The organism is Microbacterium aurantiacum (assembly GCF_040532595.1).
GTDB classification, from domain to species: Bacteria; Actinomycetota; Actinomycetes; order Actinomycetales; family Microbacteriaceae; genus Microbacterium; species Microbacterium chocolatum_B.
Genome location: NZ_JBEVYX010000001.1, coordinates 1,118,808 through 1,133,341, shown reverse-complemented (window position 1 = coordinate 1,133,341; position 14,534 = coordinate 1,118,808). Strand labels below are relative to the sequence as shown.

The 14,534-nt window shown below is 73.5% G+C and carries 15 protein-coding genes; 9 read left to right on the top strand and 6 right to left on the bottom strand.

From position 1 onward, the window contains the following. Positions 1–45: 45 nt before the first annotated feature. From ABXJ56_RS05375 to ABXJ56_RS05345, 7 genes are all read left to right on the top strand, one after another. The gene (locus ABXJ56_RS05375; protein WP_435404956.1) at positions 46–1,542 is read left to right on the top strand and encodes a protoporphyrinogen/coproporphyrinogen oxidase; all 1,497 of its coding nucleotides are present in this window, start codon (positions 46–48) and stop codon (positions 1,540–1,542) included. Between the two features lie 101 nt (positions 1,543–1,643). Continuing rightward, positions 1,644–2,018, top strand: a complete 375-nt coding sequence (locus ABXJ56_RS05370) for a hypothetical protein (RefSeq protein ID WP_353998686.1) — start codon at positions 1,644–1,646, stop codon at positions 2,016–2,018. Position 2,019: 1 nt separating this feature from the next. Beyond that, on the top strand, positions 2,020–2,421 hold the full coding sequence (locus ABXJ56_RS05365) for a phage holin family protein (protein ID WP_353998685.1): 402 nt from the start codon (positions 2,020–2,022) through the stop codon (positions 2,419–2,421). Continuing rightward, entirely contained in the window at positions 2,411–2,704 is a 294-nt protein-coding gene (locus ABXJ56_RS05360; RefSeq protein WP_353998684.1) for a hypothetical protein, read from the top strand. Before ABXJ56_RS05365 ends, ABXJ56_RS05360 begins: the two co-directional genes overlap by 11 nt. 159 nt (positions 2,705–2,863) lie before the next feature. Continuing rightward, on the top strand, positions 2,864–3,703 hold the full coding sequence (locus ABXJ56_RS05355) for a uroporphyrinogen-III synthase (RefSeq protein WP_353998683.1): 840 nt from the start codon (positions 2,864–2,866) through the stop codon (positions 3,701–3,703). Then, the gene (gene cofD / locus ABXJ56_RS05350; RefSeq protein WP_353998682.1) at positions 3,700–4,722 is read left to right on the top strand and encodes a 2-phospho-L-lactate transferase; all 1,023 of its coding nucleotides are present in this window, start codon (positions 3,700–3,702) and stop codon (positions 4,720–4,722) included. Before ABXJ56_RS05355 ends, cofD begins: the two co-directional genes overlap by 4 nt. Next, entirely contained in the window at positions 4,719–5,462 is a 744-nt protein-coding gene (locus tag ABXJ56_RS05345; protein ID WP_353998681.1) for a sulfite exporter TauE/SafE family protein, read from the top strand. The genes cofD and ABXJ56_RS05345 overlap by 4 nt, the downstream gene beginning before the upstream one ends. Positions 5,463–5,465: 3 nt before the next feature. On the opposite strand, the gene cofC is transcribed toward ABXJ56_RS05345, so the two are convergent. The 4 genes from cofC to cofG are packed head-to-tail and all read right to left on the bottom strand — an operon-like array spanning position 5,466 to position 10,988. After that, a complete protein-coding gene (gene cofC, locus ABXJ56_RS05340; RefSeq protein WP_353998680.1) occupies positions 5,466–6,110 on the bottom strand; it encodes a 2-phospho-L-lactate guanylyltransferase in 645 nt (214 codons plus the stop codon). Then, positions 6,107–7,120, bottom strand: coding sequence for a glucose-6-phosphate dehydrogenase (coenzyme-F420) (gene fgd, locus ABXJ56_RS05335; RefSeq protein ID WP_353998679.1), 1,014 nt, complete (start codon positions 7,118–7,120; stop codon positions 6,107–6,109). The genes cofC and fgd overlap by 4 nt, the downstream gene beginning before the upstream one ends. Then, positions 7,117–8,598: a flavin-containing monooxygenase gene (locus ABXJ56_RS05330; protein WP_353998678.1), complete on the bottom strand. Its 1,482-nt coding sequence runs from the start codon at positions 8,596–8,598 to the stop codon at positions 7,117–7,119. The genes fgd and ABXJ56_RS05330 overlap by 4 nt, the downstream gene beginning before the upstream one ends. A gap of 11 nt (positions 8,599–8,609) precedes the next feature. Continuing rightward, positions 8,610–10,988 carry a 7,8-didemethyl-8-hydroxy-5-deazariboflavin synthase CofG gene (gene cofG / locus ABXJ56_RS05325; protein ID WP_353998677.1) on the bottom strand — a complete coding sequence of 793 codons (2,379 nt, stop codon included), beginning with the start codon at positions 10,986–10,988 and terminating at the stop codon, positions 8,610–8,612. 103 nt (positions 10,989–11,091) lie between these two features. Between cofG and ABXJ56_RS05320 the strand changes: the two genes are divergently transcribed. Next, the gene (locus tag ABXJ56_RS05320; RefSeq protein ID WP_353998676.1) at positions 11,092–11,523 is read left to right on the top strand and encodes a hypothetical protein; all 432 of its coding nucleotides are present in this window, start codon (positions 11,092–11,094) and stop codon (positions 11,521–11,523) included. On the opposite strand, the gene ABXJ56_RS05315 is transcribed toward ABXJ56_RS05320, so the two are convergent. Then, on the bottom strand, positions 11,516–12,337 hold the full coding sequence (locus ABXJ56_RS05315) for an ABC transporter permease (RefSeq protein ID WP_353998675.1): 822 nt from the start codon (positions 12,335–12,337) through the stop codon (positions 11,516–11,518). The two genes, ABXJ56_RS05320 and ABXJ56_RS05315, sit on opposite strands and share 8 nt — an antisense overlap. Then, the gene (locus tag ABXJ56_RS05310) at positions 12,334–13,338 is read right to left on the bottom strand and encodes an ABC transporter ATP-binding protein (RefSeq protein ID WP_353998674.1); all 1,005 of its coding nucleotides are present in this window, start codon (positions 13,336–13,338) and stop codon (positions 12,334–12,336) included. Before ABXJ56_RS05310 ends, ABXJ56_RS05315 begins: the two co-directional genes overlap by 4 nt. A gap of 131 nt (positions 13,339–13,469) precedes the next feature. Here ABXJ56_RS05310 and ABXJ56_RS05305 point away from each other — a divergent pair, with 131 nt between their 5' ends. Then, positions 13,470–14,531 (top strand): enoyl-CoA hydratase/isomerase family protein, encoded by a 1,062-nt coding sequence (locus ABXJ56_RS05305; RefSeq protein ID WP_353998673.1) that lies wholly within the window; start codon positions 13,470–13,472, stop codon positions 14,529–14,531. The last annotated feature ends 3 nt before the right edge of the window (positions 14,532–14,534 follow it).

Here is a 14,534-nt window from a genome sequence, read left to right as displayed (position 1 = left end):
CGCGCGTCCAGGTGGTGGGAAGGTCCGGATGGAAGGATGGATGCCGTGACTGCCGCCGGAATGAACGTCGACGATCTGGCCGCCCGCGCCCGCGACACCCGAGTGGTCGTCGTGGGTGGAGGCCTGGCGGGCCTCGCCGCCGCGTGGCGCTGCGCGAAGGTCGGCATGGCCGTCACGGTGCTCGAGGCGGCGCCCGCGCTCGGCGGAACGCTCCGACGCGTCGAGCTGGCCGGGACCACGGTGGGCGCGGGCCCCTGGGGCTGGTCGTCCCGCGGTGGCGCCGTGCACGAGCTCGTCGACGACGCGGGCCTGACCGATCGGGTCGTCGAAGCTGCGGAGACCGCGACGTGGCTCGCGCGGGTCCCCAAGGTCGGCGCGGTGCCCGCGCCGGAGGCGTCGATCCTCGGCATCCCCGAGAACGCGTGGGACGAGTCCGTCCGCGCGGTGATCGGGTGGGGCGGCACGTGGCGCGCCTATCTCGACCGCGTGCGCCCTCCGCTCACGATCGGCAACGAGCGCAATCTCGGCACGCTCGTCCGCGCCCGCATGGGGCAGGACGTCCTGGACCGCCTGGTCGCGCCCCTCAGTGTCGGCGGGTTCGGGCTGGATCCCGGCGAGATCGACGTGGGGCACGCGGTCCCGAAGCTCAACGCCGCGCTCACGCGGACCGGATCGCTGCAGTCGGCCGTCGCGGAGCTGCGCGCGACGCGCGCCGAGGAGGGCGGTGTGCCTCCGCTGAAGAGCCTCGACGGGGGGATGCCGCAGCTCGTCGACGCGCTCGCGGCGCGCCTGGCCGAACGCGACGTGCAGATCGAGACCGGCACGCGCGTGGAGCGGATCGTCCGCGTCGGCGACGTGTACGAGGTCGCCGTGGACGAGGATCACGTCCTCGTGGACGACGAGGGCGAGGAAGGGGAGTCGTCGCCGACCCGTGTCGCCGACCTCGTGATCGTCGCCACCGGCGAGACCGATGCGCGGCGCCTGCTCGGCGGCCTCCTCGGCCGCGATCTCGGCGCCGCGCGGTCGGTGACGCGCGAGATCGTCACGCTCGTCGTCGACCAGGCGGCCCTGGACGCGCTCCCTCGCGGCGCCACCGTGCACGCGGTGCCGGGGACGGGCGCCGCCGACAGCGTCGTCGTCGAATCCGCCCGCTGGGCGTGGCTCGCGGGTGTCCTCGGCGCCGGGCGTCACCTCCTCACCGTCGCGTTCGGCTCCTCCCGGGAGGCCCCGGCGACGGAGGGTCTTTCCGACGCCGACGCGATCGAGCTCGCGCGCTCGGAGGCGGAGGCGTTCCTGGGCGTGGAACTGCCGGCCGTCGCGGGGGCCCACCGCGCGCGCTTCGAGCTCGCGCGGCCGGCATCCGCCCTCGGCCAGCCCGAGGAGGCGGCGGAGATCCGCGCCCGCGTCGCCGGCATCTCGGGTCTCGGTGTGGTCGGCGCGTGGATCTCCGGGAGCGGGCTCGCGCGCGTCGTCGCGGATGCCGGCGACGAAGCCGAACGGGTCCGGCGCGCGCGGCTCTTCGCGCCCGAGCGCGGGCAGTGAACCCCGTCGGGGCGGCAATGTCAAGGGCGGATGCCGGAATCGGCATACGCCGCTACTCTGGGACTCACTTTCCAGCGCAGAACCTATCGTGAGGAGACCCCATGAGGGGCAAAGCAGGAGTGGTCCTCGGACTGGCCGTCGGGTACGTCCTCGGCACGCGCGCCGGTCGTGAGCGTTACGAGCAGATCAAGACCCAGGCCGACAAGGTCTGGAGCGCGGAGCCGGTGCAGCGTCAGGTCGTGAAGGTCAAGGAGTTCGCGTCCTCCGCGGCCATGGCCCTCCCCAGCACGCTCTGGAACTCGGCCGTCAAGGTCACCAAGGCTGCGGCGTCGAAGGGATCGGCCGAGGAGCGCGTCGATCGCGTGAAGGCCGCGGGCGCCGAGTCGGCCGAGGAGATCCAGAAGACCGCGAAGGTGTCGGCGAACGCCGCGAAGAAGGCCGCCGACGACCTCTCAGCCGAAGGCAGTGGTTCCTGACATGACGACCCCGCGCGGTTTCCGTGATCGCGCCGACGACTCGATCTTCACCCTCGTCGGCGAGATCCCCGAACTGGTCCGCAACCTCGTCGTCGCCGAGATCGATGCGGCCAAAGGATGGGTCAAGCGCACGGCCAAGGACGCCGGCATCGGCGCCGGGTGGCTCGTAGGGGCACTCGTCGTCCTGTTCTGGTCGATCCCTGCCCTCGGCGCGTTCATCATCGCCGGCCTGTCGTCGTGGTGGCCTGTGTGGCTGTCCGCGCTCGTACTATTCCTCGCGATGCTCCTGCTGACCGGTGTGCTCGCGCTCCTCGGCATCCTCCGCTTCCGCCGCATGGCGAAGTCGGAGAATCCCGCCGAGGCGCTGGCGAAAGATGTGGAGGCGATCCGCGATGGACTCTGATGTGAGGAACTCCCGCACCCCGATCCCCGTGCCCCGCACCGGGGTTCCCCTAGGGATCACCGATCCCGTCGAGCAGGCGCGTGCCGAGCTCAAGGCCGCACTGGCGGCGATCGAGGTCAAGGCGAACGTGCCCCGCCGGGTCGGTGACGCGGTCGAGGACAAGGTCGCGAAGGCGCGCGAGTTCCGTCGCCGCGAACCGGGCCTGGCGGCCGCTGCCGTCGTGGGTGCGGCCGCGGTGATCGGCACCGCGGTCTGGGCGCTGGTACGGGCGTACGCCCGCTGAGCTCCACCCCGCCCCGTCCGCGAGGCGCGCGGGCGGGGGTATGCTCGCTTCCAAGGCAGTGCAATGGTGCGATGCTGCCGACCACGCGAACCCGATTCGTCCCGCGTGGCGGCTGCTCGAGGTGTGGGCGGCCGACCGAGCACCTCGAGAGTCGATGTCATGAATTCTGCCGCCGCACAACGTCCGCCCAAGCCCCTGACGGGCTGGCGCGTGCTCGTGCCCCGCGGCGGCCCCTGGGGAGACGGCGTAGCCGCCACCCTTCGCCGTCAGGGTGCGACGCCCGTCATCGCCCCGCTGATCAATTTCGCCCCGACGAACGATCAGGCGAGCCTCGACAACGCGCTCGCCGACCTCGCCGCCGGTCGCTTCGACTGGTTGACCGTGACGAGCGCGACCACCGTCGACGTGCTCTACGCCTACCGGGCGGCGATCCCCGCGTCCACCAAGATCGCCGCGGTCGGTGAGACCACCGCCGCCGCCCTCCTCGCGGTCGGATACCGTGTGGATCTCGTCCCCGAGCAGGACAACTCCGCCGCCGGCATGGCCGAGCAGCTCATCGCGCTCGAACCGCAGGCGCGCGACATCCTGACGCTGCGGAGCGAGATCGCCAAGCCCGTGCTGACGAACATGCTGACCGAGGCCGGTCACCGGGTCCGGAGCGTCGTGGCCTACCGCACCGTCGGCGTGCCGGTCACCGAGCGCATCGCCGAGGATGTGCGGTCGGGACGCATCAACGCGATCCTCGTCACGAGCGGCTCGGTCGCCGAGCAGGTGCACGAGCAGTTCCCCGAGGTTCCGGAGACGACGATCATCGCCGCGATCGGTCCACGCACCGCGAGCGACGCCCTCAAGGCCGGCCTCGAGGTCGACGTCATCGCCGACCAGCAGACGGTCGACGCGCTCATCGACGCCGTCGCGCGCTTCACCCTCCCGCACGCCGAGGACGAGTTCGCCCCGCGCACCGGCGCGGTGCCCCTGCCGCCGTACGACCGCGGATGACCCGCGCGGGCGGCCCCCGCATCGTGGTCCTCGCCGGCGGTGTCGGCGGATCGCGCTTCGTCCTGGGCGTCCGCGCGGCACTGCGCGCCCGAGGTGTCGACGACACCACGGCGCACCTCACCGTCATCGTCAACACCGGTGACGACCTGTGGCTCTCGGGGGTGCGGCTCCAGCCCGACCACGACTCGCTGCTCTACGCCCTGGCCGGCGTCGGCGACACCGAGCGCGGATGGGGCCGGGCGGGCGAGAGCGAGCGCGTGAGCGCCGAGCTGCAGGCGTGGGGCGCGGGATGGCCGTGGTTCACACTCGGCGATCTCGACCTCGGCACGCACCTCGCCCGCACGGGCTGGCTGCGCGAGGGCGCCACTCCGACCGAGGTCGCCGCGCGTCTCGGGGGACGATGGAGCCTCGGGGCACGCCTCCTCCCGATGACGGATGCCGAGGTCGACACCCGCGTGACCGTCGCCGACGGTGTACCCGGCGACGGCGACGGTGCGGCCCGGGTGCTGCACTTCCAGGAGTGGTGGACGCGCCACCGGGCCGCGCTCCGTCCGCTCCGCTTCGACAACCCCGGGATCACGGACGCCGTCCCCGCGCCGGGCGTCCGTGAGGCGATCGCGGATGCCGACGTCGTCCTGCTCGCCCCGTCGAACCCCGTCGTCTCGATCGGCCCCATCCTCGCCGTCCCCGGGATCCGCGACGCGGTGCGGGAGACTCCGGCTCCCGTCATCGGCGTCTCGCCGATCATCGGCGGGCGCGTCGTGCGCGGCATGGCGGACGTCTGCCTCGCCGCGATCGGCGTCGACACCGACGCCGCCGCCGTCGCCGCGCACTACGGAGCCCGCCGGGACCCGTCCGGTCTCCTCGACGCGTGGCTCCTGGCGGAGGAGGACGCCGACGGCGCCGACCGTGTGGCCGGCGCAGGCATCCGTCCGGTGGTCGTGCCGCTGTGGATGACGGATGCCGCGCGCTCGGCTCGTCTCGCCGAGAACGCCCTCCGGGCGGCGGGCCTGACGTGATCGACCTGGGCGCGGGAGCATGGGTGCTCCTCGGCGTCGCCGCGGTCGTGATCGGTCTGTCCAAGACCGCGGTCCCTGCATCCGGGACCATCGCCGTGGCGATCTTCGCCGCGGTGCTGCCGGCGCGGCAGTCGACGGGGACCATCCTGCTCCTGCTGATCCTCGCCGACATGATCGCGCTGATCGCCTACCGTCGCGACGTGAACTGGCGGGCTCTCGTGCGACTCGCCCCGGCCGTGGGGGTCGGCATCCTCCTCGGCGTGGCGTTCCTCGCCGTCGCGGACGACACGGCGGTGACCCGCGTGATCGGGGTGATCCTGCTCATCGTGGTCGCCTTCACCCTGCTGCGACGGCGGTTCGGCAGCGCCGCGGCGAGCGGTCGGGCCCCACGCGTGGCTGCCGCCGCCTACGGCACGCTGGGCGGCTTCGCCACGATGGTCGCCAACGCCGCGGGCCCGGTGATGTCGATGTACTTCCTCGCGGCACGGATGCCGGTGAAAGAGTTCCTCGGCACGGCGGCGTGGTTCTTCGCGATCGTGAACATCTCGAAGGTGCCGTTCTCGGTCGGTCTTGGGCTGATCACCCCGGAGGGGCTGCTGCTCGATCTCGTGCTGGCCCCGATCGTCGTGGCCGCGGCGATCTTCGGCCGCTGGCTCGCCCCCCGCCTGTCGCAGCGGCTGTTCGAGCGGCTCGTGGTGGCGGCGACGCTCTTCGGCGCGCTGTACCTGCTGTTCGCCTGAGGCTCAGGCGAGAAGTCCCGCGCTCGCGGCCTCTGTCCGCCGGCCGACGCCGAGGGCGACGGCCGCACGGAGCTGCGCGATCGTGTCGACATCGCGTCGGAGCGGCGACGACGCGGGCAGGTCGAGGAGGCGGCATCCGCTCGCCACGTGCCGGGCGAGCGACCCGTCGCCGAAGGACGACGCCCACGGTACCCCCGGAGCGGCCGTGACGAGGGTCGACCCCGTTCCCTCGGCATCCGGCACGACCCCGCGATCGACGCCGGCGGCGAGGTCGAGCGCGGCGCTCAGGTTCTCGGGCCGCAGCGCCGGGAGGTCGCCGAGGAGCGCCGCACGGGGGAGCGCCCCGCGCGGATCGACCGCGTCGATTCCCGCGGCGACCGCGCGATCGAGGCCTCCGGGAGCGGGGTCGGGGACGAAGCGGACCGCGGGGAGCATCGCCGCCTCGCGGGCGAGCTGCGGGTCGTCGCCGACGACGACGAGCTGCAGCACCCGGGGCGAGACGGCGACGGCGGCGAGGGTGTCCAGCGCGATCGCGCGGGCGAGGTCGGTGCGACGGGCGCCGTCGACCTGCAGGCGCGACTTCCCCTCGCCCGCCGGTTTGACCGGGACGACGACGACCCAGCGGGCGGGGCGGGCGGCGTCGCTCACGCGTCGAAACGGGCGCGCAGGCGCGGGAGGATCTCCGCGCCGTAGCGGCGGAGGAAAGCCTCCTGGTCGTGACCCGGGTCGTGGAAGACGAGGTGACGGAAGCCCTGCTCGACGTACCAGGCGATCCGCTCGACGTGCTCGTCCGGGTCGTCGGAGACGATGAACCGCGACGCGGCGCGCTCGATGGGAAGCGCATCGCCCAGGCGCTGCATCTCGATCGGATCGTCGGTGCCCATCTTCTCCTCGGGACTGAGGGCCAGCGGCGCCCAGAAGCGGGTCTTCTCGCGGCCCTCCTCGAGGGTGTCGGCGAGCGAGACCTTGACCTCCATCAGGGTGTCGATGTCGTCCCGAGTGCGGCCGGCCTTGCCGAGGCCCTCGTCGAGGGCGGGCAGGAGGGTGTCGGTGTACAGCTCGCGCTTCTTGCCGCTGGTGGTGATGAAGCCGTCGGCGATGCGCCCGGCGAGACGGGTCGCGGCGGGGCCGGCGGCGCCGATGTAGACCGGGACGCGCTCGTCGGGGCGGTCGTAGATCGTGACGTTGCGCGTCGTGTAGAAGGTGCCGTCGAAGCTCACGCGCTCCTCGCTCCACAGGCGGTCGATGAGGTCGAGCGCCTCCTTCAGCCGCTGGAAGCGCTCAGGCGGATCCGGCCACGCGAAGCCGAGGTTCGCCTCGTTGAGCGCCTCACCCGTTCCGACGCCGAGGATCACGCGCCCGGGGTAGAGCGCGCCGAGCGTGGCGAACTCCTGCGCGATGACGGTCGGGTTGTATCGGAAGGTCGGGGTGAGCACCGACGTGCCGATGAGCACCCGCGAGGTGCGCGCCCCGAGGGCGCCGAGGAGCGGGACGGATGCCGGCGCATGGCCGCCGTCGTGCAGCCACGGCTGGAGGTGGTCCGAGACGAACACCGAATCGAAGCCGACCTCCTCCGCCAGCACGGCGAAATCGAGCAGCTCGCCCGGGCCGAACTGCTCGGCGGAGGCCTTGTATCCCAGTCGGAGGGGGATGGTCATGGTGCTCCCTTTCCCGCCCGCGCAGGTGCGGGGGCGAACTCGGATCCGTCGGCGCGCGCGAGCCGCGCGCGGAAGGCGTCGACCGTGCCCGGCCAGAGCAGCGTGAGACGGCCGGATCGGGGATCGACGTACCAGTTGCGGCATCCGCCCGTGATCCACGGCGTCGATGCCGCCGCGGCGTCGATCTCTGCGGTGTATTCGGCCTCAGCGTCGGGGCGCACCCGCAGGACGCCGTCGGGCGTCGCGTCGCGGTGGGCGAGGGCGTCCACCGCGTACGCGGCCTGCTCCTGGATCATCAGCACCGCGGAATTGTGTCCGAGCGAGGCGTTGGGGCCGTTCAGGACGAAGAGGTTGGGGAAGCCGGCGACGACCGTGGAGGCGAACGAGGTCATGCCCGAGCCCCAGTGCTCCGCGAGGGTCACGTCGTCCTCGCCGCCGACGAGGGCGGCGTAGGGCTGCTCCGCGGAGGCGAAGCCGGTGGCGAGGACGACGACGTCGGCGTCGTGCTCCCGACCCGCCGCCGAGACCAGGCGCGCGCCGTCGACGTGGGCGAGCGCGGTCGGCTCCAGCGTCACCCGGTCGCCGGCGACGGCGGGGTAGAAGTCGTCGGAGAGGAGCACGCGCGTGCAGCCGAAGGCATAGTCGGGCGTGAGGGCGCGGCGGAGGGCGGGGTCGGCGACCTGCGTGTGGAGGTGCGCGAGGGCCTCCGCGCGGGCGGCCTCGGAGGCCGTGGCATCCCCCGACCGGGACGCGAAGCGCTCCTCGCCCTGGAGGTACAGGGTCCGGCGGAGGTCGGCGAGAGCGTCGGGGTCGTGCCGGAGGCGGCGGCGCTCGGCATCCGTGTACGACGCGTCCCGGCGCGGCACGATCCATGCCGGCGTCCGCTGGAACAGCGTCACGTGCGCCGCTGTGCGGGCGAGCTCGGGAAGGATCTGCACGGCGCTCGCGCCCGTGCCGACGAGGGCCACCCGGGCGCCGGTGAGCGAGACGTCGTGGTCCCAGCGCGCGGAGTGGAACATCGGACCCGGGAAGGTCTCGAGACCGGCGATGGCGGGGATCGACGGCTCGGTGAGGCGGCCGCAGGCCAGCACGAGCACCTCGGCCTCGATCACCTCCGCGCGGACGCCGGCGGTCTCGATCCGCCACGCCGCCGCCGCGGCCTCCCACGTCGCCGCGGTCACGGCGGTGCGCAGGCGCAGGCGCGTCTCGAGCCGCTCGCGGTCGGCGACGTCCTCGAGGTACGCGCGGATCTCCTCGCCGCGCGCGTAGACGCCCGGGGCGTCGGGGCGCGGGTACTCGGCGAACCCGTACAGGTGGGCCGGCACATCGCACGCGACGCCGGGGTAGGTGTTCTCGCGCCACGTTCCGCCGACGGATGCCGCACGCTCGAGGAGCACGAAGTCATCGCGGCCCGCCCGTCGGAGGGCGATCGCCATCCCCAGCCCCGCGAACCCGGCGCCGACGATCGCGACCTCCACCCGACGCACCGTCACCGGCTCACCTCGCGGTAGTCGGTGGTCCGCTGTCGGAACGGCCGGAGGAGCCGCGCGGCGAGGCGCTCGGCATCCGCCCGGGGGAACTCGAGCCCGCGCTCGATACCGGTGTCGGGGCGGACGCGCCCGTCGAGCAGCGTGCCGCCGAGGTCGTCGCCGCCGGAGCGGAGGAGGACCGCCGCGGCGTCCCGGCCGACGCGGGTCCACGGGATCTGGACGTGCGGGATGCTGCCGCTGAGCAGAAGGCGCGACACCGCGACCATCGCCCGGTGCTCGTCGATCGCGGCGCGACCCGGCACGAGCGGGACGCCGCCGGCGGACCCGGGAAGGGGGATGGGCACGAACTCGGTGAACCCGCGCGTGCGGTCCTGGATTCCCCGGAGGCGCCGGAGGTGCCCGATGCGCTCGGCGGCGGTCTCGACGTGACCGTAGAAGAGCACCGAGGTCGAGCGGAAACCCGCCTCGTGGGCGGCGACGATCCCCTCCTCCCATCGGGCGATGTCGAGGTCGTCGGGGGCCACGAGGGCGCGGACGCGTTCGCTCAGGACCTTCACGCCGGTGCCGGGCACGGTGTCGACCCCGGCGTCGCGGAGGGCCGAGAGGGCGCCGGCGAGGCCGAGCCCGCCGCGATCCGCGAGATCGCGGACGTCCTGCGGGCGGTAGGCGTGGAGGTGGAGGGCGGGAGCGGCCGCGGTGATCGCGCGGGCGATCGCGAGGTACGCGGCGGGGTCTTCGGTGTCGGGCAGGCGCCCCTGCACGCAGATCTCGGTCGCACCGAGGGCGGCGGCATCCGCGGCGATGTCCGCGACCTCGTCGAGCGAGAACGTGCCCGGCTCGCCGGTCGGCTCGGCGCGAAAACCGCTCGAGGTGAGGTTGCGGTTGACCACGATGCTCACCGCCTCGCCGACGGTGTAGCGGCGGACGTCGTCTGCGGTGCGCGCGAGGGCGTCGAGATCGTCGCCGGCGGAATCCAGCAGGGCGATCCACTCGGCGTCGTCGAGGGTCGCGGGGTCCTCCGCCGCGCGTTCGGCCAGGCGGGTCGCGCTCGATCGTGGTGAAGAACGCGGGACGGATGCGGTCTCGACGGGTGCCGCGGGGCCGCGCGGGGCGATGCGTCCCGCGTTGTCGACCGCGGACCCGGGGGAACCGGCCGCGGCGAGGCCGGAGGTCGGGTCGGCGAGGGCGGTGACCGCCGGGGCGAGCCCGGGATCGAGCCAGGTCTCGGCGTCCCGGACGTACTCCGGGTGCGCCGTCAGGCGCTCGCGGAGGGTGTAGCCGAGGTCGGCGGTGGCCGCGGCGAGGTCGTCGACGTGCGGCCACGGGCGCTCGGGGTTGACGTGGTCGGCGGTGAGCGGCGAGACCCCGCCCCAGTCGTCGATCCCGGCCGCGACGAGCCGGGCGAACTCGCGCGGGTCCGACAGGTTCGGCGGCACCTGGATCCGCATGTGCGGACCCATCACCAGGCGCGCAACCGCGACGGTCCGCACATACTCGTCGAGGTCGGCGTCGGGGGCGTCGCGCATGGCCGTCTGCGGCTTCGCGCGGAAGTTCTGCACGATCACCTCCTGCACGTGTCCGCGCCCGGAGGCGGCGTGGCGCAGGTGCGCGTCGCGGATCGCCACGAGGGACTCGGCCCGATCGCGGATCGTCTCGCCGATGCCGACGAGGATGCCGGTCGTGAACGGCACGCGCAGGCGGCCGGCGTCCTCGATGACCGCGAGGCGGAGATCCGGGTCCTTGTCCGGCGAGCCGTAGTGGACCTGTCCCCGCTCCTCGAACAGCCGCCGCGACGTCGTCTCGAGCATCATGCCCATCGACGGCGAGACGGTGCGCAGACGCCGGAGCTCGGCATCCGTCATCACGCCGGGGTTGGCGTGGACGAGCATCCCGGTCTCCGCGGTGATGAGCGCGGCGATGTGGGCGACGTAGTCGATCGTCGAGGCGAAGCCGTGCGCGTCGAGCCACTCCCGCGCCTCGGGCCAGCGGTCCTCCGGGCGGTCGCCGAGGGTGAGCAGCGCCTCCTTGCAGCCGAGCGCCTGCCCCTGGCGGACGACCTGGAGCACCTGCTCGGGCGACATGTACGCGGGCTTGCGCAGCAGCGCGAGCTGCCCGGGGGTGTCGACGAAGATGCAGTAGTGACAGCGGTCGCGGCAGAGGGTCGTCAGCGGCACGAACACCTTGCGCGAATAGGTGATGATCCCGGGACGTCCGGCTGTGGCGAGTCCCTCGTCGCGGATGCGGCCGGCGAGGACGGTGAGCGTCTCCTCGTCCGGACCGGATGCCGACAGCAGCGCTTCCGCGTCATCGGCGTCGAGCGCGTCGCCGGTGCGGACGCGATCGAGCGCGCGGTGCACCGCGGAGCCGAGCAGGGTCATCGCTCAAGTCTCCCACCGCGCGGCATCCGCCGCGTCGCGGATCGTTGCGTTCCTGTGAGCAAACGCCCCGGAACGCGCGACGCGACGCTGGCAGACTAGGGGGATGGTCACGCTCCTGCTCGATTCCACCCGGCTCGAAATCGCGCTGTCGGGATCGGAGCGGCTGCTCGCATTCCGCAAGGAGAATGTTCTCGTCGAGCGGTCTCAGATCGCCAAGGTGCAGCTGACCGAGGACGTCTGGACCTGGCTCCGCGGCGTCCCGAGCCCGGGGTCGCATGTCCGTGGCGTCGTCGCGGCCGGACGCTGGCGCTCGGCGGGCGGCGACGACTTCGCGATGATCCGTCGGCGCCGCGTCGGCGTCGTGATCGATCTCGAGGGCCACGAGGAGTTCGAGCGCATCCTCCTCACCACCCGCCACGGGCTCGCGCTGATCCAGGCGCTCCGCATCGACGTGGACGCGGACGATGCGGCGACGGATGTCGTCGAGATCGTCGAGACCGCCTCGGTGCCGGTGATCGGCCCCGGCGTCAGCTGACGTCGCGACGCCAGGTGGTCGCCCACCCGACCACGAGGAAGACCGCCGCGTAGGCGAGCAGGACGAGGCCGCCGACCCACCACTCGAGCGTCCCGCCGTCGCCGCCGGTGGGCCCGATGCCGGTGAACACGCTCGCGCCGACGAGCGCATCGCCGGCGGCCCCCGGGAGGAACCGGACGACGTCGGACAGTCCGTCGACGAACGAGCCGGCCACGCGGCCGATCGGCTCGAGGAACTGAGTGAACACCAGGACGCCGACCACGGCGCCGACCTGATTGCGCACGAGCGCGCCGACACCGATGCCGATGAGGACCCACAGCACGAAGGCGATCAGCATCCGTCCGATGAGGGCCCACGTGTCGGCCTCGCCCAGGCCCGTGTCGATGCCGAAGCCGGCGAGGAAGCCGGCGCCGGCGCCGACGGCGGCGAGCGTTCCGAGGACGCCGTAGAGGAGGCCGAGCAGGACGCCGACCACGACCTTGCCGGCCAGCGCCGTGCCGCGCCGGGGGAAGGCCAGGAACGTCGGCGTCAGCGTCTGGTGACGGAACTCGCTCGTGACCATGAGCGTGCCGATCAGGAGCGGGAAGACGTAGCCGACCGAGGTGGCGGAGCTGTAGATGGTCGGCGGGAGGATAGACGGGTCGATCGTCATCTGCTGGCCGGGGAGGGCTCCGCTCGCCGATGCGGCGAAGACGAAGCCGAGCGCGGCGGCGGTGAAGGCGACGTAGACCACGAGGATGATCGCGAGCAGCCACCACATCGAGGTGGTGACCTGCTTGACGGACTCGGAGCGGACCGCGGCGGCGAGGCTCATCGCGAGTCACCTCTTTCCTCGGTCGTGACCTCTTCGTCGGCGGGTGCCCCTTCGTCGGCGGGCATCCCTTCGTCGGCGGCGGCCTGCGGCTCCGCGGGGGTGTGCACGCGCGTGCCGTTGACGAGGTCGAGGAACACCTCCTCCAGAGCGGGGCCGCGGCGCTGCAGGCCCGACAGGGCCACGCCCGCGGCGGCGGCGATCGCGCCGACCTCGGCGGGGTCGCGATCGGCGACCCGAATCCCGCCGCGGATGACCTCCACGCTCGCGCCGGCGGCGGCGAGGGCGTCGAGGAGGCCGTCGCGGTCGGGGGCGTCGACGACGGTGGCGTACTCGGTGGGATCGGCGAGGTCGTCCAGGCCCCCCTGGAACACGCGCTGTCCACGGGAGATGATCAGCACGGCGTCGGCGGTCTGCTGCACCTCGGCGAGGAGGTGCGAGGAGACCAGCACCGTGCGGCCCTCACGGGCGAGCTCCTGCAGGAGCCGCCGCATCCAGCGGATCCCCTCGGGATCCAGCCCGTTGGACGGCTCGTCGAGGACGAGCACGCCCGGGTCGCCGAGGAGGGCCGAGGCGAGCCCCAGCCGCTGGCGCATGCCGAGCGAGTAGCCCCCGACCTTCCGGCCGGCGGCATCCGAGAGTCCGACCAGGGCGAGCGTCTCGTCGACGCGCGTGCGGGGGAGGCCCGCGGCGGAGGCGAGGACCCGCAGGTGCCCCGCGCCGGTGCGGCCGGGGTGGAAGCTCGAGGCCTCGAGGGCGGCGCCCACCGAGCGCAGCGGATGCCGCAGCTCCGCGTACGGGCGACCGCCGATGGTCGCCGACCCGTGGGTGGCGCGGACGAGCCCCAGCAGCATCCGGAGGGTGGTCGTCTTCCCTGCCCCGTTGGGCCCCAGGAAGCCGGTGACCAGCCCCGGCTCGATGCGGGCGGTGAAGTCGGAGACGGCGCGGATGCGGCCGAAGTCTTTCGTGAGTCCGGTGAACTCGAGCGCCAGTGCGTCGGGCATTCCGCGCCTTTCGTCGGTGTCGTCGTTCTGCGGTCAGGTCCTCCCATCCTGTCGGATCGGGCGCGTCCGTGCAGAAACGCCCCGTGCCGGCGCCCCGGTGAGGCACTCGGCACCCCGGTAACGTGAGAGCCGTGACCGACGACGCCGCGCCCACCGTCCTCGCCCGACCCGCGGGCAGGCTCGGGTGGCTGACGCTCAACCGGCCCCGCGCGATCAACGCGCTCGACCTCGGGATGATCCGCGCCCTGCACGCCGCGCTGGACGCATGGGAGCGCGACACCGACATCGACGTCGTCCTCATCGACGGCGCCGGCGACCGGGGACTGTGCGCGGGCGGCGACGTCCGCGACCTCGCCGCCCGCATCACCGCGGGTCGCCCGGCGGAGGTCGCGCTCTTCTTCCAGGAGGAGTACGCCCTCAACGCGCGCATCGCCGAGTACCCGAAGCCCGTCATCGCGCTCGCGGACGGCATCACGATGGGCGGCGGCATCGGTGTCGCAGGTCACGCCGCGATCCGCATCGTCACGGAGACCTCGCGGCTCGCGATGCCCGAGACCCGCATCGGGTTCACCCCGGACGTGGGCGGCTCGTGGCTGCTCGCCCGCGCGCCGGGCCGGCTGGGGGAGTTCCTCGCTCTGACGGGAGAGGCGATGGACGCCGCCGACGCGGTCTACGCCGGGTTCGCAGACCACTGCATCCCCCGCGCGCACCTCGACGCCCTCCGCGAGGCACTCGAGCGGCGGGCGGACCCGGAGACCCCCACCGAGCTCGTGCTCCTCTTCGACGAGACGCCGGAGCCCTCCCGGCTCGCCGCCGCCCGCGGCTGGATCGACGACGCGTTCGCCGCCGACACCGTCCCCGAGATCATCGAGCGGCTGCGATCCCGCGGGGAGAGCGCCGCGCACGCCGCGGCCGACACCCTCGCCGAGCTCTCGCCCACGGCGCTGACGGTCACTCTCGCCGCCGTGCGCCGCGCGCGCGAGCTGCCGGACCTGCGCGCCGCGCTCGCACAGGAGTACGGGCTGGTGATGTGGTTCGCCCACACGCAGCCCGACCTCCCCGAGGGGGTGCGCGCGCAGCTCATCGACAAGGACCGGGCGCCCCGCTGGCAGCCCGCCACGCTCGCGGAGCTCGACCCCGAGGTCGCGGCATCCGCTCTGTCCTTCGTCCCCGACCAGCCGCTCCGGGGGTGAGGA

Excerpts from the sequence above, each read along its gene's own strand:
- fgd (WP_353998679.1), bottom strand. The coding sequence starts at position 7,120 with ATGACCATCCCCCTCCGACTGGGATACAAGGCCTCCGCCGAGCAGTTC.
- cofG (WP_353998677.1), bottom strand. The coding sequence starts at position 10,988 with ATGACCCTGCTCGGCTCCGCGGTGCACCGCGCGCTCGATCGCGTCCGC.
- cofD (WP_353998682.1), top strand. The coding sequence starts at position 3,700 with ATGACCCGCGCGGGCGGCCCCCGCATCGTGGTCCTCGCCGGCGGTGTC.
- ABXJ56_RS05310 (WP_353998674.1), bottom strand. The coding sequence starts at position 13,338 with ATGCCCGACGCACTGGCGCTCGAGTTCACCGGACTCACGAAAGACTTC.
- ABXJ56_RS05370 (WP_353998686.1), top strand. The coding sequence starts at position 1,644 with ATGAGGGGCAAAGCAGGAGTGGTCCTCGGACTGGCCGTCGGGTACGTC.
- ABXJ56_RS05360 (WP_353998684.1), top strand. The coding sequence starts at position 2,411 with ATGGACTCTGATGTGAGGAACTCCCGCACCCCGATCCCCGTGCCCCGC.
- ABXJ56_RS05315 (WP_353998675.1), bottom strand. The coding sequence starts at position 12,337 with ATGAGCCTCGCCGCCGCGGTCCGCTCCGAGTCCGTCAAGCAGGTCACC.
- ABXJ56_RS05320 (WP_353998676.1), top strand. The coding sequence starts at position 11,092 with ATGGTCACGCTCCTGCTCGATTCCACCCGGCTCGAAATCGCGCTGTCG.
- ABXJ56_RS05355 (WP_353998683.1), top strand. The coding sequence starts at position 2,864 with ATGAATTCTGCCGCCGCACAACGTCCGCCCAAGCCCCTGACGGGCTGG.
- ABXJ56_RS05365 (WP_353998685.1), top strand. The coding sequence starts at position 2,020 with ATGACGACCCCGCGCGGTTTCCGTGATCGCGCCGACGACTCGATCTTC.